This window comes from Streptomyces sp. NPDC056628 (assembly GCF_042792555.1).
Classification (GTDB): Bacteria; Actinomycetota; Actinomycetes; order Streptomycetales; family Streptomycetaceae; genus Streptomyces.
On record NZ_JBHTWG010000014.1, the window covers coordinates 34929 to 53064 of the forward strand.

At 74.1% G+C, this 18136-nt stretch carries 20 protein-coding genes; 10 read left to right on the top strand and 10 right to left on the bottom strand.

From position 1 onward, the window contains the following. The first annotated feature begins 33 nt into the window (after positions 1 to 33). Positions 34 to 528 carry a GNAT family N-acetyltransferase gene (locus ACFRAC_RS18945; RefSeq protein ID WP_382925033.1) on the top strand — a complete coding sequence of 165 codons (495 nt, stop codon included), beginning with the start codon at positions 34 to 36 and terminating at the stop codon, positions 526 to 528. On the opposite strand, the gene arfB is transcribed toward ACFRAC_RS18945, so the two are convergent. After that, on the bottom strand, positions 525 to 962 hold the full coding sequence (gene arfB / locus ACFRAC_RS18950) for an alternative ribosome rescue aminoacyl-tRNA hydrolase ArfB (RefSeq protein ID WP_382925035.1): 438 nt from the start codon (positions 960 to 962) through the stop codon (positions 525 to 527). The two genes, ACFRAC_RS18945 and arfB, sit on opposite strands and share 4 nt — an antisense overlap. A gap of 171 nt (positions 963 to 1133) precedes the next feature. Here arfB and ACFRAC_RS18955 point away from each other — a divergent pair, with 171 nt between their 5' ends. Then, positions 1134 to 1709 (top strand): TerD family protein, encoded by a 576-nt coding sequence (locus ACFRAC_RS18955; protein WP_382925037.1) that lies wholly within the window; start codon positions 1134 to 1136, stop codon positions 1707 to 1709. A gap of 87 nt (positions 1710 to 1796) precedes the next feature. Next, a complete protein-coding gene (locus tag ACFRAC_RS18960) occupies positions 1797 to 2756 on the top strand; it encodes a GNAT family N-acetyltransferase (protein WP_382925039.1) in 960 nt (319 codons plus the stop codon). A 146-nt stretch (positions 2757 to 2902) separates the two neighbouring features. On the opposite strand, the gene ACFRAC_RS18965 is transcribed toward ACFRAC_RS18960, so the two are convergent. Further along, positions 2903 to 4312, bottom strand: coding sequence for a M1 family metallopeptidase (locus tag ACFRAC_RS18965; protein WP_382925041.1), 1410 nt, complete (start codon positions 4310 to 4312; stop codon positions 2903 to 2905). A 42-nt stretch (positions 4313 to 4354) separates the two neighbouring features. On the opposite strand from ACFRAC_RS18965, the gene ACFRAC_RS18970 reads away from it, so the two are divergent. After that, entirely contained in the window at positions 4355 to 4855 is a 501-nt protein-coding gene (locus ACFRAC_RS18970; RefSeq protein ID WP_382925225.1) for a hypothetical protein, read from the top strand. A gap of 19 nt (positions 4856 to 4874) precedes the next feature. Here ACFRAC_RS18970 and ACFRAC_RS18975 read toward each other — a convergent pair whose 3' ends face one another. Then, a complete protein-coding gene (locus tag ACFRAC_RS18975) occupies positions 4875 to 5576 on the bottom strand; it encodes a pentapeptide repeat-containing protein (RefSeq protein ID WP_382925043.1) in 702 nt (233 codons plus the stop codon). Positions 5577 to 5788: 212 nt separating this feature from the next. On the opposite strand from ACFRAC_RS18975, the gene ACFRAC_RS18980 reads away from it, so the two are divergent. Both ACFRAC_RS18980 and ACFRAC_RS18985 read left to right on the top strand, forming a co-directional pair. Then, positions 5789 to 6769 (top strand): zinc-binding dehydrogenase, encoded by a 981-nt coding sequence (locus ACFRAC_RS18980; RefSeq protein WP_382925045.1) that lies wholly within the window; start codon positions 5789 to 5791, stop codon positions 6767 to 6769. A 68-nt stretch (positions 6770 to 6837) separates the two neighbouring features. Next, the gene (locus tag ACFRAC_RS18985) at positions 6838 to 8319 is read left to right on the top strand and encodes an MFS transporter (protein WP_382925047.1); all 1482 of its coding nucleotides are present in this window, start codon (positions 6838 to 6840) and stop codon (positions 8317 to 8319) included. Between the two features lie 54 nt (positions 8320 to 8373). On the opposite strand, the gene ACFRAC_RS18990 is transcribed toward ACFRAC_RS18985, so the two are convergent. Then, positions 8374 to 9780: an NAD(P)/FAD-dependent oxidoreductase gene (locus ACFRAC_RS18990; protein ID WP_382925049.1), complete on the bottom strand. Its 1407-nt coding sequence runs from the start codon at positions 9778 to 9780 to the stop codon at positions 8374 to 8376. Positions 9781 to 9834: 54 nt separating this feature from the next. Here ACFRAC_RS18990 and ACFRAC_RS18995 point away from each other — a divergent pair, with 54 nt between their 5' ends. Next, on the top strand, positions 9835 to 10719 hold the full coding sequence (locus ACFRAC_RS18995; RefSeq protein ID WP_382925051.1) for an aminoglycoside phosphotransferase family protein: 885 nt from the start codon (positions 9835 to 9837) through the stop codon (positions 10717 to 10719). Positions 10720 to 10728: 9 nt separating this feature from the next. After that, on the top strand, positions 10729 to 11214 hold the full coding sequence (locus tag ACFRAC_RS19000; RefSeq protein ID WP_382925053.1) for a GNAT family N-acetyltransferase: 486 nt from the start codon (positions 10729 to 10731) through the stop codon (positions 11212 to 11214). A 1-nt stretch (position 11215) separates the two neighbouring features. On the opposite strand, the gene ACFRAC_RS19005 is transcribed toward ACFRAC_RS19000, so the two are convergent. The 6 genes from ACFRAC_RS19005 to ACFRAC_RS19030 form a co-directional block, all read right to left on the bottom strand. After that, a complete protein-coding gene (locus ACFRAC_RS19005; protein ID WP_382925055.1) occupies positions 11216 to 12502 on the bottom strand; it encodes a wax ester/triacylglycerol synthase domain-containing protein in 1287 nt (428 codons plus the stop codon). A 51-nt stretch (positions 12503 to 12553) separates the two neighbouring features. Next, positions 12554 to 13762 carry a beta-ketoacyl-[acyl-carrier-protein] synthase family protein gene (locus ACFRAC_RS19010; RefSeq protein WP_382925056.1) on the bottom strand — a complete coding sequence of 403 codons (1209 nt, stop codon included), beginning with the start codon at positions 13760 to 13762 and terminating at the stop codon, positions 12554 to 12556. Next, a complete protein-coding gene (locus ACFRAC_RS19015) occupies positions 13759 to 14040 on the bottom strand; it encodes an acyl carrier protein (protein ID WP_382925058.1) in 282 nt (93 codons plus the stop codon). Before ACFRAC_RS19015 ends, ACFRAC_RS19010 begins: the two co-directional genes overlap by 4 nt. A 26-nt stretch (positions 14041 to 14066) precedes the next feature. Beyond that, entirely contained in the window at positions 14067 to 15344 is a 1278-nt protein-coding gene (locus ACFRAC_RS19020; RefSeq protein ID WP_382925059.1) for a wax ester/triacylglycerol synthase domain-containing protein, read from the bottom strand. Between the two features lie 154 nt (positions 15345 to 15498). Beyond that, positions 15499 to 15780, bottom strand: a complete 282-nt coding sequence (locus tag ACFRAC_RS19025) for a hypothetical protein (protein WP_062669066.1) — start codon at positions 15778 to 15780, stop codon at positions 15499 to 15501. Between the two features lie 54 nt (positions 15781 to 15834). Further along, positions 15835 to 16671, bottom strand: a complete 837-nt coding sequence (locus ACFRAC_RS19030; RefSeq protein ID WP_382925061.1) for a hypothetical protein — start codon at positions 16669 to 16671, stop codon at positions 15835 to 15837. Between the two features lie 363 nt (positions 16672 to 17034). Here ACFRAC_RS19030 and ACFRAC_RS19035 point away from each other — a divergent pair, with 363 nt between their 5' ends. Next, positions 17035 to 17532, top strand: a complete 498-nt coding sequence (locus ACFRAC_RS19035) for a hypothetical protein (RefSeq protein ID WP_361350232.1) — start codon at positions 17035 to 17037, stop codon at positions 17530 to 17532. A 247-nt stretch (positions 17533 to 17779) separates the two neighbouring features. Then, positions 17780 to 18073, top strand: a complete 294-nt coding sequence (locus tag ACFRAC_RS19040) for a hypothetical protein (protein WP_361350230.1) — start codon at positions 17780 to 17782, stop codon at positions 18071 to 18073. Positions 18074 to 18136 lie beyond the last annotated feature (63 nt).

Consider the following 18136-nt stretch of genomic DNA (forward strand, 5'->3'; position numbering starts at 1 on the left):
GCCCCCGAAGATCGCCCGGCTTACCCTCCCGGGATGACACCGCCGACTTCCTCGCCGCGACTCGAAAAGATCACACCTGGAAATCTCGAGTCCGCGACGGGCATACGGGTCCGCCCCGACCAGGAACACGCGGTCACCCCCGTCGTGGAGTCGCTCGCCGAGGCGTACGTCCACCCCGCGGGCGTGGCCTGGCCGCGGCTGATCATGGACGGGGAGCGCCCGGTCGGCTTCCTGATGGCCTTCCTCCACATCGACTGGCGCGGCGACGGCGGCAGCGTGCGCCGCTCGGGGCTGTGGCGGCTGAACATCGACGCGCGCGAGCAGGGCCGGGGCTACGGCCGGTTCGCGGTCGCGAGCGTGGCCGCCGAGATCCGCCGCCGCGGCGGCCGCGAGCTGTACGTCACCTGGCACCCCGGACCGGACGGCCCGGAGGGCTTCTACCTCGGCCTGGGCTTCCGCACGACCGGGGAGACCTCCGGCGACCAGACGGTGGGCGTGCTGGACCTGACCACGGCCCCCTCCCGCTAGGTCCAGTCCCGCCCGGACCGCCCCCGCTTGGTCTGCGCCCGCTGCTTCTTCTCCCGCAGGCGCCGCTCGTTGATCCCGCGCGGGACGCGGGTCGGCCGGCGCGGCTTGGGCGGCGGGGCCGTCGCCTCGGCGAGGAGCGAGGCCATCCGTACGGCGGCGGTCTCGCGGTTGCGCCACTGGGAGCGGTGTTCGGAGGCCCGTACGGTCAGGACGCCGTCGACCAGCCGGCCGGCCAGCCGCTCCAGCGCCCGGCGCTTCCACACCTCGGGCAGCGCCTCGGTCGCCGCGAGGTCGAACCGCAGCTCGACCTGCGAGTCACTGGTGTTGACGTGCTGGCCCCCGGGGCCGCTCGACCGCGAGAAACGCCACATGAGCTCGGCCTCCGGGAGGGAGACGGAGCCGCGGATGACATGGGGACCGGACATGCCGTCCATGGTCCCGCGCCTGTCCCGTCCACGTCACGCGAATATCGGCGGCGGATGCCCCCTCCGGGCGCTCTTTGGCAAAGAAAGTAAAGACACCTGGAACTGCGGTACCGCCCCCGGCGTTCATAGGGGTAGCTGTAGCTTCTAGCCGTACCGCAACGAGGGAAGGGACTCCCAACAATGGCTGTAAGCCTGTCCAAGGGTGGCAACGTCTCGCTCACCAAGGAGGCTCCGGGCCTGACCGCCGTCACCGTGGGTCTCGGCTGGGACGTCCGCACCACCACCGGCACGGACTTCGACCTCGACGCCTCGGCGATCGCGGTCAACCCCCAGGGCAAGGTCTACTCGGACGCCCACTTCGTCTTCTTCAACAACAAGCAGACCCCGGACAGCACGATTGTGCACACCGGTGACAACCGCACGGGCGAGGGCGAGGGCGACGACGAGGCGATCAACGTCAACCTGGCCGGTCTGCCCGCCGACATCGACAAGATCGTGTTCCCGGTCTCCATCTACGACGCGGAGAACCGCTCGCAGAACTTCGGCCAGGTGCGCAACGCCTACATCCGCATCGTCAACCAGGCCGGCGGCGCCGAGATCGCCCGCTACGACCTGTCGGAGGACGCCGCGACCGAGACCGCCATGGTCTTCGGCGAGCTGTACCGCAACGGCGCGGAGTGGAAGTTCCGTGCCGTCGGCCAGGGTTACGCCTCGGGCCTCGTCGGCATCGCGCAGGACTTCGGCGTCAACGTCTGACGGTCCCCCGCACCGGCCCGGCCCCCCGGCCCCGCCGGGGGGCCGCGGTACCGGGAGGCCTGACGGCCTCTCCGATAGGTTGCCCCCGTGATCCTCGCCCCCCTCCGGCTGACCCCCGACCACGACATCCCGGGTCTGCTCCTGACCGAGCTGACCGCGCTGTACGCCTCCAACCGCGCGTTCCAGGCACTCAGCGGCGACTTCCCCGACCCGGACGACATCCGGCCGGAGCAGGTCGCGGCGGCCCTGGCCGACGAGCTGGCGGTGCCGGGGGCGGAGGTCCTGCTCGCCCGCAGCGCCGGACGGCTGGTCGGCGTCGTGATCACCCTGGCCCGGCACCCCGACCCCAAGGACCCCGACCCCTGGATCGGGCTGCTGATGGTGGACGCCTCGGCCCAGCGTCAGGGCCATGGCACCCGGCTCGCCACCCTCGTGGAGGAGCGCCTGCGCGCCGAGGGCCGCACCGGCGTCCGCCTCGCGGTCCTCGACGGCAACGCCGCCGCCCTCGCCTTCTGGACGTCCCTCGGCTACGAGGCGATCGGCCACGGCAGGGACCGCGAGCACGGCCGGCCCTGCACGGTCCTGCGCAAGTCTCTGCCCGGTCCTCCACGGGCCGTGCTCGACGGCGCCCGCGTGGCCGTGCTCGACCCCACCGGCGCGGTGTTCCTGTTCCGCTACGCCGACGACGAGGCCGGCCCGCACTGGGCCCTCCCCGGCGGCGCCCCGGCCGGCGGGGAGAGCCCCCGCGAGGCCGCCGTGCGCGAACTGCGCGCGGAGACCGGCTGGACGGACCTGGAGCCGGGCCCGCTGCTGGCCACCTGGGACCACGATTTCACCCACCAGGGCATCGCCATCCGCCGCCGGGAGCACATCTATCTGGCGCTGAGCCCGCGCCGTGAGCCGACGGGCCCGCACCTCGACCCGGCCGGCGACATCCTCGGCTGGCGCTGGTGGACCGCCGCCGAACTCGTCGCGCCCCCCGAGCCGCTGTGGCCGCCGGACCTGGCCCGGCTGCTGGCCGCGTACGGCGAGGGCGGGGACACCTGACCCGCCATGGACGGGACGCCCCAGGGGTGTCTCCCGCGGGACACCGGTCGGCGCCGGCTCGACTCGTCCCGCCGACCGCGTCGGCCGCGATCCGGTGGGACCTGGAGCGGACGGGCTGACGGCACCGGGGTCCGGCCCGCGGGCTGTCAGGGACGCTCGGGTTTGCCGTCCCCGTACAGCCAGTCCCGCCAGACCGGCGTGAAGTCCTTGTCGGGCGCCGTCCGTTCCACATAGGACGTGAAGTCGTCGGTGTCCGCGTTGCCATGGCGGTGCTTCGCCGCCCAGCCTCGTACGAGGTCCCGGAAGTCGTCGTCGCCGACGGTCTGCCGGATCTTGTGGAGCACCATCGCGCCGCGCGAGTAGACGGGCTCGTCGGAGATGTGGGCGGCGCCGGGCGGCTCGGCGGGCGGGAAGGACCACAGGTCCTCGTACTCGTCCTCGCCGTGGTCGTAGAGCGCGTCGAAGGTCTGCTGCGCGCTGTCGCCGCCGTGCTCCTCCTCCCACAGCCACTCCGCGTACGTCGCGAAGCCCTCGTTCAGCCACATGTCCCGCCAGCTCTCGGGCGTCACCGAGTCGCCGAACCACTGGTGGGCCAGCTCGTGCACCAGCAGCTCGGTGCCGGGGGCGCCGGGGAAGACGGGCCGGTTCTGCGTCTCCAGGGCGTACCCGGCGTCCCCCTCGCCGGCGACGATCACCCCGGTGGAGGAGAAGGGGTAGGGGCCGAAGGTGTCCTCGCCCCACCGCACGATCTCCGGCAGCCGCGCCAGCGCCTTGCGGGCGGGCCCGGCCTGCTCGGGGACGACGGCGGACAGGACGGGCAGGTCACGCCCCGCCGCCGTGCGCACGGTGGACCGGTGGACGGTGTAGTCGCCGATGGCGAGGGTGGCCAGATACGTGGCCATGGGTTCCGCCGTACGCCAGTGGAAGGTTGTACGGCCGCCGGTGGCGCGCCGTCCGGCGAGCTCCCCGTTGGACACCACCTCGGTCCCCTCCGGCACGCTCACCCTGATGTCGTAGGCCGCCTTGTCGGAGGGGTGGTGGTTGCCGGGGAACCACGCCATGGACCCGGTCGGCTCGCCCAGCGCGAGCGCCCCGCCCCCGGCGGGGCGCAGCCAGCCCTCCTCGGAGCCGTCGGGGTCGGTCACGGTCCGGGGGCTGCCGGAATAGCGGACGACGGTCCGGAAGGTCTCGCCGGCGTCGAGTTCGTCGTGCGGCCGCACGATCAGTTCCTGGCCGTTGCGGCTGAAGCGGGCGGGGCGGCCCTCCACCTCGACCCGTTCGACGTCCAGACCGGTCAGGTCCAGGTCGAAGGCGGACAGGTCCTGGCCGGCGCGCGCGGTGATCTCGGCGGTGCCGGCGAGGTGCCGCGCGGCGGGGTCGTAGGAGAGGTCGAGGGCGTAGTGCCTCACGTCGTAGCCGCCGTTGCCGGCCTTGGGGAAGTAGGGGTCGCGCACGCCCGGGCCGCCGGGGGTGCCGTCGACCCCGCCGCACGCCGTGAGGGTGACGGCGAGCAGGGCGCTCAGGACGGCCGGGACGGCGGGTGCGGTACGGGACACGTCGGTGATCCTACGAGCGGGAGCCGTGACACCATGCCCAGCGTGCTCGACATCGGCTACGCCCTCTCCAACCGCTTCCCCGACCCGCCGCAGACGGACTACCGCCGCGCGGACGTCCGCGCCCTGCGCCACGACCTGTTCTGCGGTGACGTCTACCTCGCCGACACCGAGACGGACCGGGAGCTGTCCACAGCCTGGGGATGGGTGCCGGTGCTCGACTTCGCGTGGGCGCTGTGCGACATCGTCGAGCGGCTGGGCCGGGACCCGGCCGGCTCCCGCGCCTCCCGCCCGCTCCACGCCGAGCTGGACTTCACCGAGTCCACGGACCGGATGCTCTTCGAGCGGCGGTTCGGCTGGGTGGACGTCGAGGCGGACTGGATGCCGGCGGAGGAGCCTCCGCTGACCTTCTCGTACGCCGACCTGCGCCGCGAGGCCCGGGACTTCCTGCACGACCTGCTCGCCGACCTGATCGACCTGCACGAGGGCCTGGGCGAGAACCCGGCGATCTGGACGCTCCAGGCCCGCTTCCCCCGGCTGCCGTGAGACGCGGGCCGCGCGCCCGTCACCCCTCCACGCGGATGCCCAGCTGCGCGGCCAGCGCCGGCGCCAGGTCGAGCAGCTGACCCGTGCTGATCACGGCCCCGGACAGCCGGTCCAGGCCGCACGCGATGTCCAGCTCGCCCGCCCCGCGCAGATCCACGTCGGTCAGGGTCGCCCCGGTGAGGTCGGCCCCGCGCAGCGCGCAGTCCACGAACTCCACCCGCTCCAGGCGGGCACCGCCGAAGTCCGGCTCGACCAGGACGCAGCCCTCGAAGACGACGTCCCTGAGCTTCGCCTTGCGCAGATTCAGGTAGTCGATCTTTCCGCCCCTGACCACCACCCGCTCCAGCACGGCCCCGTGCGCCTGCGCCCCGCCCAGCCGGGCGTCCAGCACCTCGACGTCCCGCAGCGTCGCCTCGGCGAGGTCCGTGCCGACCCCGCGCGGCGCGGAGAGCACCGAGTCGAGGATCCGGGCGTACCGCAGCCGCGTCCCGTCCAGCACACAGCCGCGCAGCGCGCAGTCCATGAACCGGGCGCCCCCGCCGTCCTGTTCGGAGAGGTCCGCCTCCGGGAACTCCAGCCCGTCGTAGTCGCCGTCCGGCTCCAGCCCGCCGCCCCCGTACGGCTCCAGCGGCGGCAGCCGCAGCTCCGGCCGCCGCGCGCCCGGCACACCCCCGCGGCCCGGACCGCCCGCCGCTCCCGCGCCCCTCGCTCGTCTCGCCATGCGCACCATGCTGCACCCCGCCACTGACAACGCCCGTCACCCGCGGCGATCCCCGGGGTGTCCTTCACCAGCGCGCGCACGGCGGTGTCCCTGGCGCTCGGACGGCACGCGCTTGACCTCAAGCAAGCTTGAGGTCACAGCATCGTCGCAGCGTCCCGCCCGCCCGGACGGGACGCCCGACCGACCCGCACCTACAGCGATGGGGGACCGCGATGCACGCCATCCGCCTGCACACCTTCGGCCCGGCCGAGCACCTCTCCTACGAGGAGGTGGACGACCCGCGCCCGGCTCCCGGCCAGGTCCGGATCGCCGTCCGGGCCGCCGGCGTCCACCTCCTCGACACGGCCCTGCGGGAGGGCTTCCAGGGCCCGTCGCCTCAGCCCACGCGGCTGCCCACCATCCCCGGCCGTGAGGTCGCCGGCGTGGTGGAGTCGCTCGGCGAGGGCGTCGCCGCGCTCTGGCTCGGCAAGCGGGTCGTCGCCCACCTCGGCTTCGCGCCGGGCGGCTACGCCGAACTCGCCGTCACGGACGTCGAACGGCTCCACGAGATCCCCGGGAACCTGGACTTCGCGCAGGCCGTCGCCATGATCGGGACGGGCCGTACGGCGCTGGGGATCGTCCAGTTCGCCGAGTTCGGGCCGGACGCGGTGGCCGTGATCCCGGCCGCGGCCGGCGGCGTCGGCACCCTCCTCGTGCAGTACGCGAAGAACGCCGGGGCGGTCGTCGTCGGTCTGGCCGGCGGACCGGAGAAGACCGCGCGGGTCCGGGACAACGGCGCCGACCTCGCCGTCGACTACACGGACACCGGCTGGCCGGAGAAGGTGCGCGCCTTCCTCGGCGGACGGCCCGCCACCGTCGTCCTCGACGGCGTCGGCGGCGAGGTGGCCCGCGCGAGCGTGGCCCTGCTCGGGCCGGGCGGCCGCCACCTGGTGTTCGGCTGGTCCGGCGAGGGCCTGCGCGGCGGCGGCCCCCACCTTGTCGAAGGCGTGTCCGAGCAGGTCCTGGGCCCGGTGATGATGCGCCGGGCCGGCGGCCCCGACCCGATGCGGACCCTGGAGCTGCGCGCCCTCACCGAGGCCGCCGCGGGCCGTCTCGTCCCGGCCGTGCGGCGCTTCCCGCTGGCCGAGGCGGCGGCCGCCCACCGCGCCCTGGAGACCCGGGCGACCACCGGAAAGGTGGTGCTGGAGCCGTGACCGCTCCCCGGCCGCGAAGGCCGTCCGCCCCGGATGCGGCACCTACCGAACCATGGTCTTCTGGCCAGATGACAGTCACCCGAACGGGTGAAACAGCCCGCGAAGCGGACCCCCGTCGCTGGTGGGGTCTGGTGACCATCGCGCTCGCGCAGCTCATGGTGGTCCTCGACGCGACCATCGTGAACATCGCGCTCCCCTCCGCCCAGGAGGACCTCGGCATCTCCGACGGCAACCGGCAGTGGGTCATCACGGCCTACACGCTGGCGTTCGGGGGGCTCCTGCTGCTCGGCGGGCGCATAGCCGACCTCGCGGGCCGCAAACGCACCTTCGTCATCGGCCTGATCGGCTTCGCCGCCGCGTCCGCGCTGGGCGGCGCCGCCACCTCCTCCGGGATGCTGTTCGGCGCCCGCGCCCTCCAGGGCGTCTTCGCCGCCGTGCTGGCCCCGTCCGCCCTGTCCTTGCTGACCACGACCTTCACCGACCCCAGGGAGCGCGGGAAGGCGTTCGGCATCTACGGCGCCCTGGCCGGCAGCGGCAGCGCCATCGGGTTCATCGTCGGCGGTGTGCTCACCGAGTACCTGGACTGGCGCTGGTGCCTGTACGTCAACGTGCCGATCGCCGTGATCGCCGTGATCGGCGCCTTCGCGCTGCTCCACGACAGCCCCGTCCACCAGGACGCCCGGCTCGACGTGCCCGGCGTGGTGCTGGGCTGCGGCGGGCTCGTCGCGATCGTCTACGGCTTCGCCGAGGCCGAGCCGCGCGGCTGGACCGACCCGCTCGTGCTGACCCTGTTCGCGGCGGGCGTCGTCCTGCTCGTGGCGTTCGTCGCCTGGCAGACCCGCGCCCCGGTCCCGCTGCTGCCGCTGCACATCGTCAGGGACCGCAACCGGGCCGGCTGCTTCCTCACCATGGTCCTTGCGGTGATCGGGCTGTTCGGCCTGTTCCTGTTCATGACGTACTACCTCCAGGTCATCCTCGGCTACTCGCCGGTGACGACCGGGCTCGCCTTCCTGCCCCTGACGGCCGCCATCATCGTCGGCTCCACCCAGATCGCCGCCCGTCTCCTGGACCATGTGGCGCCCCGCCTGCTGATGGCCCCGGGCGCCCTGCTCGCCGCGATCGGCATGGTGCTGCTGACGCAGCTCACCGTCGACTCCTCGTACGCGGCCCACGTCCTGCCCGCCCTGATCCTCATGGGGCTCGGCATGGGCCTGGTCTTCATGCCGGTGTTCGCCACGGCGACGGCGGGCGTGGCACCGCAGGACTCCGGGGTGACGTCGGCGACGGTCAACACCTCACAGCAGGTGGGCGGTTCGATCGGCACGGCCCTGCTGAACACCATCGCCACCACCAGCTCGACCGCCTACATCACCGCCCACCTCACGGACCCCGCCCGCCGCCAACTGGTCATCCAGCAGGGCATCGTGCACGGCTACACCGTCGCCATCTGGTGGGCCGCCGCCATCATGCTCCTGGCCGGCGTCGTCGCCGCGGTCATGGTCACAGCCGAACCCCCGGGCCGGGGCGCCCCGCGGCCGGCCGGGGCCTGAGTCCTCCCGGGGGCCACCGAGGCCCCCCTGCCCCGCCCGGGAACCGCCAGGGGATCAGTGCCGCCCCGCCACCCGGTCCGCCACCCGTGCCAGCCGGGACGACTCGGCGCCGCTCGTGCCGCGCTCCCGGCGGTCCGCCGCGCGGTAGGCGGCGTACAGGCCGTGGACGCCCAGCCAGCGCAGCGGCTCCGGCTCCCACTTGCGCACCTTGTGCCCGGCCCAGGGCAGTTCGGTGAGGTCCGTCCTGCCGCCCTGGCCCGAGTCCTGCCGGACGAGGTCGCGCAGGGTGCGGGCCGCCAGGTTCGCCGTGGCCACGCCCGAGCCGACGTACCCGCCCGCCCAGCCGAGCCCGGTCGACCGGTCCAGCGTCACCGTCGCGCACCAGTCGCGCGGCACGCCCAGCACCCCCGACCAGGCGTGCGCGACACGCACCCCGGCCAGCGACGGGAAGAACCCGACCAGCACGTCCCGCAGCGCCTCGACGGTCTCCGGCCGGGTGCGCCCGTCGTTGTCCGTCCGCGACCCGAAGCGGTACGGCACGCCCCGCCCGCCCAGCGCGATCCGCCCGTCGGCCGTGCGCTGCGCGTACATGTAGGCGTGCGCCATGTCCCCGAGCGTCTCGCGCCCCTCCCAGCCCACCGACGCCCACTGCTCGTCGGTCAGCGGCTCGGTGGCGATCATCGAGGAGTTCATCGGCAGCCAGGTGCGCCGCTGGCCCTTCAGGCTCGCCGTGAACCCCTCGGTGCAGCGCAGCACATAGGGCGCGCGCACGGTGCCGTACGGGGTGACGGCGTGCTTCGGCCGGATCTCCGTGACCGGCGTCAGCTCGTGGACGGTCACGCCCAGCGCCTCGACGGCCGCCGCGAGCGCCTTGACCAGTTTCACGGGGTGCACGCGGGCGCCGTGCGGCGTCCACGTCGAACCGACCGCGTCGGCCACCCGGATCCGCTCGGCCGTCTCCCGGGCCCCGTACAGCTCCCGGTCCTTCTCGCCGTACGACAGCTCGTGCTCGTGGAACGCCTTCAGCCGCGCCCACTGCGCGGGCGTGCGGGCGACCTCCAGGACGCCGCCCTTGTGGATGCCCGCGTCGAAGCCCTCCTCCCCGGCGACCCGGACGACCTCGTCGACGGTGTCGTTCATGGCCCGCTGGAGCCGTACGGCCGCCTCGTGCCCGTGCAGCTTCGCGTACCGGTCGCGGCCCGCGACGCCGTTGTACAGCCAGCCGCCGTTGCGCCCGGACGCGCCGTACCCGCAGAAGCGCTGCTCCAGGACGGTGATCCGCAGGAAGGGGACCGCCTTCTTCAGGTAGTACGCGGTCCACAGCCCCGTGTAGCCGCCGCCCACGATCACCACGTCCGCCGAGGCGTCCCCGGCCAGCGGCTCACGCACCGCGGGCAGGCCGTCGTCGGCGTACCAGAAGGAGATGCCGCCGTTCACCGCACCACTGTCCGATCTGCTCATGCGAGGACGGTAATTCGCGGGAGCCGATTCCGGGAGCCCGGTAGGGTCCTCAAAATGATCGAGGTCCCCGCCGGGCTCGCCGCGTCGCAGCAGGAGTACAACGGGGAGGCGGGCCGCGCCTTCGTCGCCGCTCTCCCCCGGCTCACGGCCGCGTTCCTCGACCGCTGGGAGCTCACGGCCGACGGACGGCCGATGCACGGGGTCGCCGCGCTGGTCGTCCCGGTGACCCGGCGGGACGGCACCCCCGCCGCGCTGAAGCTGCAACTCCTCGACGACGAGACGGCGGGCGAACCGGTCGCCCTGCGCCACTGGGACGGCGACGGCGCGGTCCGCCTCCTCGACCACGACGCGGCCACCGGCACGATGCTCCTCGAACGCCTCGACGCCACCCGCTCCCTCGCGGCCCTGGACGTCCACCGGTCCGTGCCGGCCATCGCCGGTCTGCTGGCCCATCTGACGTCGTTCACCGCTCCCCCGGGGCTGCGCCGCCTCGGCGACATCGCGCGAGGCATGCTGGAGCGCGCCCCGCGTGCCCTGGAGCAGCTCACGGACCCGCACGCCCGCCGCCTGCTCACCGACTGCGCCGCCGCCGTACGGGAGGTCGCCGACGAGCCCGGCGACCGCCTGCTCCACTGGGACCTGCACGAGGAGAACGTCCTCGCCTCCGCACGCGCCCCCTGGCTGGCGATCGACCCCAAGCCCCTCGCCGGCGACCCCGGCTTCGAGCTGTGGCCCGCCCTGGACAACCGCTTCGACGCCGACGACGTCGTCTGGCGTTTCGACGCCATGACCGACATCCTCGGCCTGGACCGGGCCCGCGCGCGGGCCTGGACATACGGCCGCCTGCTGCAGAACTGCCTGTGGGACATCGAGGACGGCCGCCCGCTCGACGAGCGCCAGTTCGAGATCGCCGGGCGGCTGCGCGCGGCGGCCGGTTAGCCTCCGACCATGATTCGCCCCGCCACCCCCGCCGACGTCCCCGCCCTGCACACCCTGATCCGGGAGCTCGCCGCGTACGAGAAGGCGCCGCACGAGGCCAGGGCGACACCGGAGCAGTTGCACGAGGCCCTCTTCGGCGACCGGCCCGCCGTGTACGCGCACATCGCGGCCGACGACGGCACCGGCGAGACCGTCGGCTGCGCGCTGTGGTTCCTGAACTTCTCCACCTGGCGCGGGGTGCACGGCATCCACCTGGAGGATCTCTACGTCCGCCCCGCCGCCCGGGGCGCCGGCCACGGCAAGGCGCTGCTCACCGAGCTGGCCCGGCTGTGCGTGGAGCGCGGCTACCAGCGCCTGGAGTGGTCGGTCCTCGACTGGAACGCCCCGTCGATCGCCTTCTACGAGTCCCTGGGCGCCCGCCCGCAGGACGGGTGGACGGGGTACCGGCTGACGGACGACGCGCTGGCCGCGCTGGGCGGCGCCGGGCCGTCCTGACTCACCGCGCCCGCACTTCCCGCGCCGCACGTGCGGCCGGTGCCTCGCACGCCGCGACCGCCGCGAGTTCCCGGGCCACGGCGCCGCCGATCAGCCCGGCGTCCCCGTCCCGCAGATGGCTGACGACGGTGAGGGTGTAGGTGTCCGCGCAGTGCACCAGGCACAGGTTCGCGGTGCCCGGCGTCGCGAGCTGCGGCAGGGGCACGACCCGGGCCAGGGTGCGCCCGTGCAGCCGGCTCGGGTTGTCCCTCCACTTGAACGCCGTGCACAGGCTGGTCGTCAGCTCGGGGCGGGCCAGGCGCCGGGCCATCACCTCGGCCAGCCACGGCATGGCCCGCGCGGTGGCGAGCAGCGGCGGCAGGATCGCCCGGTGCGCGTCGCAGCGGTGGTCGAACGCCGCGACCTCCTCCTGGCAGACGCGCAGCCGCGCCACCGGCGAGTCGAGGTCCACGGGCAGCGGGATGCGCAGCGCGGTGACGCCGTTGCCGAGCCGCTGGGCGTCGTGCCGGCCCCGCAGGTCGACGGGGACGGTGCCGAAGAACGGGACCGGTCCCGCGGGCCAGGCGCGCAACGGGCCGTAACGGGCGCGCAGGGCGCCGGCGAAGCTGCTGAGCAGCAGTTCGTTGAGGGTGGCGCCCCGGCCGGCCTCGGGCTGGCGGCGGGCCGCGCGCATCACGGGCGCGTCGAGCCGTACCACGGCCACCGACGGCGCGTACTCCCCCGCCGGGGAGGCGGGCAGGGCGCGGCCCCGGGCGCCGATGACCCGCAGTTCCCGGCCCACGGTGGCGGGGCGGACGGGCCGCCGGCGGGGCTCGGCACCCGGCGCGGCGGGCGGGCGGGGCGGCGCGGCGTCGTCCATCAGCAGCCGGAACAGCGTCTCCAGCGACCGCCCGTCGAGCAGGGCGTGGTGCGCGAGCAGGACGACGGCGCGCTCACCGCGTTCGGTGGCCCGCTCCGTCACCAGCAGCCGCCACAGCGGCCGGTCCTCGGGCAGCGGCCGGCTCACCGCGTCGGTCAGCAGCGTGCGCAGGTCCCGGTCGTCCGTGGCGATGTGCGCGGCGGGGTCGAACGGCCGGGCCGCCCAGCGGTGCCCGGAGAACGCGGCCGGGCCGGCGGGCGGCCGCAGGGCGAGGCTCATCCGCTCCAGGCCGCCCCATCGCTCCCGGACCCGGGCCCGCAGCCACGCCAGGTCGAACGGCGGATCGTCCGCGGGGAACAGCCCCACGATCCCGATGGTCCCGGGCATCCCGTTGCGCAGGTGCCCTTCCTCGATGGCCGTCAGCCTCATGCCCCGCCACCTCCCTTCCGCGATTCCCCCTGTCATGCCCGCCGCCGGTGCTCAGGGAGCAGGCGAGTCGAGGACGACACAGGCGTTGTGGCCCCCGAAGGCGAAGCTGTTGCTGATCACCGGGCCGTCCGGGATCTTGCGCGGTTCACCGACGACCACGTCCAGCTCGCAGCGCGGGTCCAGCCTGGTCAGATGGGCTGTGGGCGGAGCGATCCCCTCGCGCACGGACAGCGCCGTGACCACGGCCTCCAGCGCCCCCGCCAGCCCCAGTCCGTGCCCGGTCACCGCCTTCGGAGCGGTCACCGGCACCCGCCGCGGCCCGAACAGGCCGCTGATGGCCCGCGCCTCCGCCAGGTCGTTCAACTCGGTTCCCGTGCCGTGCGCGTTGACATGGGTGACGGCGTCGGCGGTGGTCCCCGCGTCGGCCAGCGCCTGCTCCATGCAGGCGCGCGCGCCCGTCCCGTCCGGCTGGGGCGCCGTAAGGTGGTAGGCGTCGGAGGTGCGTCCGTACCCGGTGAGCGTCGCGTACACGCGCGCACCGCGCGCCCGGGCCAGGTCGAGCCGCTCCAGCACCAGGAAGGCGGCGCCCTCGGCGAGCACGAAGCCCTGCCGTGCGGCGTCGAACGGCCGTGACGCGGACGCCGGTTCGGCACAGGAGGTGACCATCGCGCCGGCCCGCCCGAAGGCCAGCGCGGTCGTCGGCGTCAGAGGGCTGTCGTGTCCCCCGGCGACCACGACGTCCGCGCATCCCGACCGGATCATCTGCAGCGCCTCGCCCACGGCGTGCGTACCGGAGGAGCAGGCGGTGGACACCGTCAGGCTGGGCCCGGTGACGTCGAGCTTGGCGGTGATCCAGTACGCGCCCGCGTTGTTCATCAGCCGGGGCGCGTAGAGCACGTCGGGCTGCCCGATGCCGTTCTCCTGGCTGATCACCCCGCCGTAGCCGGTGCCGGTGACCACCGCGCGCCGCGCGGGCGGCACGTGCAGCCCTCCGGCGTCGGTCACGGCGTCCAGGGCCGCGCACACCGCCAATTGCACCGACCGGTCGGTGCGCCGCACCTCCTTGGGAGCGAGGTACCCGGCCGCGTCGAAGCCGCGCATCGCCGACGCCGGATGCACGACGGTGCCGTCGGCGTCGAAGGAGTGCAGCGAGACCGCCGAACGGCCGTGCAGCAGGCTGTCCCACAGCTCGTCCGGACTCGAGCCGGCCGCGCAGCGGACCCCGAGGCCGGTGACGGCGACGGCGGGGCGGCCGGTCATCGGCCCACGGGGCTGTGGAGGCCGGGGACCCCGGCACGCAGCCGCACGATCAGATCGGCGACGTCACCCACGGTGGACACCCCGGTCTTGTCGGTGCCCCGCAGGGACACCCCGAACATCTCCTCGGACGCCACCTCGAGTTCGGTGATGTCCAGGCTGTCGGCGCCCAGGTCGGCGACCAGCCGGGCGTGCGGCACCACCGCCTCCGCCGGCACGGACATCACCCGCGCGCACAGCGGGCGCAGCGCTTCCCATACGTGGCCGTGTTCCGCTTCCATCCAACTGCCTCCCTCTCGTGGTGCCGTCAGGGCACTGACGGCGTCGTCGTCCGCGCCCAGGTCCCGAACTCCGCGACGACCGCGTCGGCGAGCCGTCCGGCGTCGTCCGGGCGCAGGTGGGACACGACGGTGAGCGTGAACGCGTCCCCCACCTGGGCCACGGCGAAGCTGGCGGTGCCCGGTCGCTGCAGGGGCGGGAGCCCCACCGTGCGCACGAGGCGGCGCCCTTCGAACGTGCCGGCCGCGCCGGGCCACTTCAGGGCCGTGGTGGCGGTCGCGGCGAAACAGGTGTGCCGGCCCCGGCCGGTCAGCAGCCGGGTCACCCAGGGCCCCGTGCGGCGAACCGCTTCTGCAGCGGGGAAGAGCACGCCGGCGTGGACGGCCGCCCGGTCGGGGACCGTGGCCAGCGCGGCCTGGCAGGCTCGCAGCCGGGCCACGGGGCCGTCCACGTCGACGGGCAACGGCACCCGGACGACCGTGACGGTGTTGCCGAGTTCCGTGGTGTTCGTCCGGGTGCGCAGATCGCAGGGCACCGCCGTGTACACGGGTTCGTCCCGAGCGCGCCAGTCCCGGACGGGGCCGTAGCGTGCGCGCAGCGCCCCGGCGACGGCGGCCACCAGCAGTTCGCTGAGTGTGGCGCCCCGGCCGTCGGCGGGCTGGCGGCGGGCCGACCGCACGGTCTGCGCGGCCAGTTCACGCACCGCGACCGATGAGCGGGCCTCACCCGGCGGCCGCAACGGGACGGACTGTCCGACGGCCGTCATGGTCCTGAGTTCCCGGCCCGCCGCACGCAGCCCGGGCCGGACCGGCGCGGGCCGGGCCGCACCGCGCGCCGCGGCGGGCTCGTCCACCAGGGCCCGCATCAGCGTCGCGAGGGACCGCCCGTCGAGCAGGGTGTGCTGAGCGACCAGAGCGAGCGCGAAGTCACCGCCGTACGCCGCGCCGGGGACGACGTACAGCCGCCAGGGCGGGAGGCCGCCGGGCAGCGGCCGGTCCACGCTCGTGGACCACAGGCCGTCCAACCCGGCCGGTGCGACGGCGACATGGGCGCCGGGGTCGAAGGGCCCCGGTACGGTCCAGCGCGCGCCGCCCGCTCCGCCCGCGGGGCGGTCCAGCACCTGGTGCATCCGCTCCAGGCCGGACCACCGCTCGGCGACGCGGGCCCGCACCCGGTCCGGTGCGGGCGGCTCACCGGAGAAGACGGCGGCCAGGCCGATGACTCCGGGGCAGCCGTTGATCAGCAGCATCTCGTCGGCGTAGGACAGTCGCGTGCGAGGGATCTTCAGCAAGGTCGACTTGCCCAAGGGACCACTCCTCGCCGTCCGTTCCGTCGGGCCTCGTGAGCCGACGCGACCAACCATACACGTAGAGTCACACACGTTCACACAGCGTTGCCGGCGGCGGCAGTCCAACGCCCGCCCCGTGACGGAGCGGGCGTGAACCGGGCGCTTACCGCGACTACTTGAGGGCGGCGCTGTTGCAGCCCATGTCGGAGCCGAGGTGGCTGGGCTGGGCGCCCGGGGAGCCCTCGCCGTTGAGGGCGTTGGCCAGCGCGCCGTTCAGGGCGCCGAGGTTGCCCAGGACGTCGATGTTCATGTCGTGCGAGCGGCACTCGATGCCCTGCGTGATGTCCACGTCGTGGGCCCTGCCCTCACCGTGGGCCAGGGCGGTGCCGGCGCCGAACGAGCCGACGCTGCCGAGGACGGCGCCCACGAGGGCCACCTTGTGGAGCTTGCGCATGTTCTCTCCGTTGGTCTTGCGATTGAGGGGGTGTGCGGCGGATCGGTGCGGTGATCAGCCGAGGCGGGGCAGACCCAGCTGGCCCACCGGAGGCGCGGCGACCTGGCCCAGGCCGAGACCGGGCACCTGCGGCGCGCTGGCCGGCGAGATCAGCGGGTTGATCAGCGGGTTCACCTCAGGGTTGACCTGCGGGTTCACCTGCGGCGCGACATGCGGCGCCGGCTCCGGGCTGAAGACCTGCGGAGCGGAGACGTGCGGGGCGACCTGCGGCATGACCTGCGGAGCGGCCTGCGGCGTCACCTGCGGCACGACCTGCGGCGCCGCCTGCTGCGGAGCGGCGAGCTGCGGAGCGGCAGCGGGGGTCGCGGCCTGCGCGAAGCCGCCCGAGGTGGCGGTGGCGCTGGCGTAGCCGGTGGGCTCCTGCGGGGCGGCCACCGGAGCGGGAGCCGGTGCCGGTGCGGGGGCCGGGGCCGCGTACTGCGGCGCCGGCTGCGGACGGCTGACGGCCGCCGTGCCCTCCGAACGGGACGTCGCCGCCGCGGCCACCGGCGCGCTCTGCGGCGGCGCCTGGTACTGCGGAGCGGGAGCCGGGACGTACTGCGGCGGCGCCTGGTACTGCGGAGCGGGAGCCGGGGCCGCGTACTGCGGCGGCGCCTGGTACTGCGGGGCGGGAGCGGGAGCGGGAGCCGCGTACTGCGGCGGCGCCTGGTACTGCGGAGCGGGAGCCGGTGCCGGGGCCGCGTACTGCGGCGCCGGGTATCCGGGAGCGGGAGCCGGGGCGGCACCGCTGTACCCGACGGGATAGTCGGCGGCCTCGCTCACGCCGGCACCGATGGCGGTGAGACCGCCTGCAGCCGCTACGACGAGCGCGGCCTTGTGAAGCTTGCGCATGGAAACCCTCGGCCCTTCATTACCTGTGCAGGGAAATCCGTATTAATTCAGTGGGATGTCGCGTGCGCTCAGTCTGATATTCGTACTGCGCCCTTACAGGGGTAATGCCTGAGCTGTCATGTGGACTTCACGCCTTCCTGCTGGGGAACGACTATGAGAGCGACCAGGTCACGGCACTCCGAATTCCGTCACTCAAATGCCACCGGTCATATCAAAGGACTCAGCGGCAAACGGGTGACCGCGCATTCCGGAACGTGACCGCACAAGCCGCCGTGTCGTTCCCCGCACAGGGTCGGAGCGACGTGGTCCGTCGCAGTCGCATTTCCGTACGTCCATGCACAGGTCAATGAAGGGCCGAGTTCCATGCGCAAGCTTCACCAGGTCGCGCTCGTCGTAGCAGCAGCCAGTGGTCTGTCGGCGATCGGCGCGGGCCCCAGCCTCGCCGGGGGGACGCCCGCCGGTTACGGCGGCGGCGCCCCCGCCGCGCCGCAGCAGGACGCCCAGGCCGGTTCGTGGACCAACTCCCAGGCCAGCGTGCAGTCCTCCAACCTGCCGGCCGCCCAGCGCCAGGCGGCCGCCCCGGCCGCGGCCCCGCAGCGCGGCGCGGAGGTCAGCCCGCAGGTCAGCCCCCAGCTGAGCCCGAAGATCAGCCCCCAGGTCAACCCGCAGCCCGCCGCCGCGCCGTCCGGTCCGGTCCAGCAGGCCAACCTCTTCCGCCCGTACCAGGAGTGCAGCCCGCAGAGCCTGCTCAACGCGGCCGTCCCGGTCGCGGTGCTCGCCGCCGCCGAGACCCGGGGCATCGACTGCGACCAGGCCAACAGCCAGGCCAACTCCCTCGCCCACGCCCACGCCTCACGCTGACCCACGGCAACGCCGCCGCCAACGAGTTCGAACGGCACGGCGGTTCGGACGGTGCCCCGGCATCCGGCGTGAACCGGGCGCCGGGGCACCGTCTTGCGCGATGCGACTTTCCGGGTGCTTCCGGAGCGACATCGCCCAACTCGGCGTGCCGTTTCGGACATATCGGATTGTCCCTATTAATCTCCGGTGACTGTAAGAAGTCGATCTCTCACGGATCGCATCCCACCTCACTCCACCGGAGATGAACATGCACAAGCTTCGCAAGGCCGCCGTCGTGGTCGCCGCCCTCGGCACCGTCGGGTTCCTGGGCGCCGGCACGGCCACCGCGCACGGCGACGAGGGTCACGGCAAGAGCGGCGGCGACAAGTACAGCGTCCTGCAGAGCTCCAACTGCAAGTCGCACGACCTGAACCTGGACATCCTCGGCGAGGTCGGCATCCTCAACGGCCTGCTGGGCAGCGCGCTCAACGGCGAGGGCGACCCGGGCGCGCAGGAGACCCACCTCGGCTCGACGATGGGCTGCAACAACAGCGCCTTCTGAGCCACCCCGGGCCGCACCGCCGGCCCGAGTCAGGGCCATGTCCCGGCGTCGGACCGCGAGTCC

Coding starts and splice junctions, on each gene's coding strand:
- ACFRAC_RS19010 (WP_382925056.1), bottom strand. CDS start 13,762: ATGACCGGCCGCCCCGCCGTCGCCGTCACCGGCCTCGGGGTCCGCTGC.
- ACFRAC_RS18975 (WP_382925043.1), bottom strand. CDS start 5,576: ATGGCGAGACGAGCGAGGGGCGCGGGAGCGGCGGGCGGTCCGGGCCGC.
- ACFRAC_RS19035 (WP_361350232.1), top strand. CDS start 17,035: ATGCGCAAGCTTCACCAGGTCGCGCTCGTCGTAGCAGCAGCCAGTGGT.
- ACFRAC_RS19025 (WP_062669066.1), bottom strand. CDS start 15,780: ATGCGCAAGCTCCACAAGGTGGCCCTCGTGGGCGCCGTCCTCGGCAGC.
- ACFRAC_RS18990 (WP_382925049.1), bottom strand. CDS start 9,780: ATGAGCAGATCGGACAGTGGTGCGGTGAACGGCGGCATCTCCTTCTGG.
- arfB (WP_382925035.1), bottom strand. CDS start 962: ATGGACGGCATGTCCGGTCCCCATGTCATCCGCGGCTCCGTCTCCCTC.
- ACFRAC_RS19040 (WP_361350230.1), top strand. CDS start 17,780: ATGCACAAGCTTCGCAAGGCCGCCGTCGTGGTCGCCGCCCTCGGCACC.
- ACFRAC_RS18995 (WP_382925051.1), top strand. CDS start 9,835: ATGATCGAGGTCCCCGCCGGGCTCGCCGCGTCGCAGCAGGAGTACAAC.
- ACFRAC_RS19005 (WP_382925055.1), bottom strand. CDS start 12,502: ATGAGGCTGACGGCCATCGAGGAAGGGCACCTGCGCAACGGGATGCCC.
- ACFRAC_RS19000 (WP_382925053.1), top strand. CDS start 10,729: ATGATTCGCCCCGCCACCCCCGCCGACGTCCCCGCCCTGCACACCCTG.
- ACFRAC_RS19015 (WP_382925058.1), bottom strand. CDS start 14,040: ATGGAAGCGGAACACGGCCACGTATGGGAAGCGCTGCGCCCGCTGTGC.
- ACFRAC_RS18955 (WP_382925037.1), top strand. CDS start 1,134: ATGGCTGTAAGCCTGTCCAAGGGTGGCAACGTCTCGCTCACCAAGGAG.
- ACFRAC_RS18980 (WP_382925045.1), top strand. CDS start 5,789: ATGCACGCCATCCGCCTGCACACCTTCGGCCCGGCCGAGCACCTCTCC.
- ACFRAC_RS18985 (WP_382925047.1), top strand. CDS start 6,838: ATGACAGTCACCCGAACGGGTGAAACAGCCCGCGAAGCGGACCCCCGT.
- ACFRAC_RS18945 (WP_382925033.1), top strand. CDS start 34: ATGACACCGCCGACTTCCTCGCCGCGACTCGAAAAGATCACACCTGGA.
- ACFRAC_RS19030 (WP_382925061.1), bottom strand. CDS start 16,671: ATGCGCAAGCTTCACAAGGCCGCGCTCGTCGTAGCGGCTGCAGGCGGT.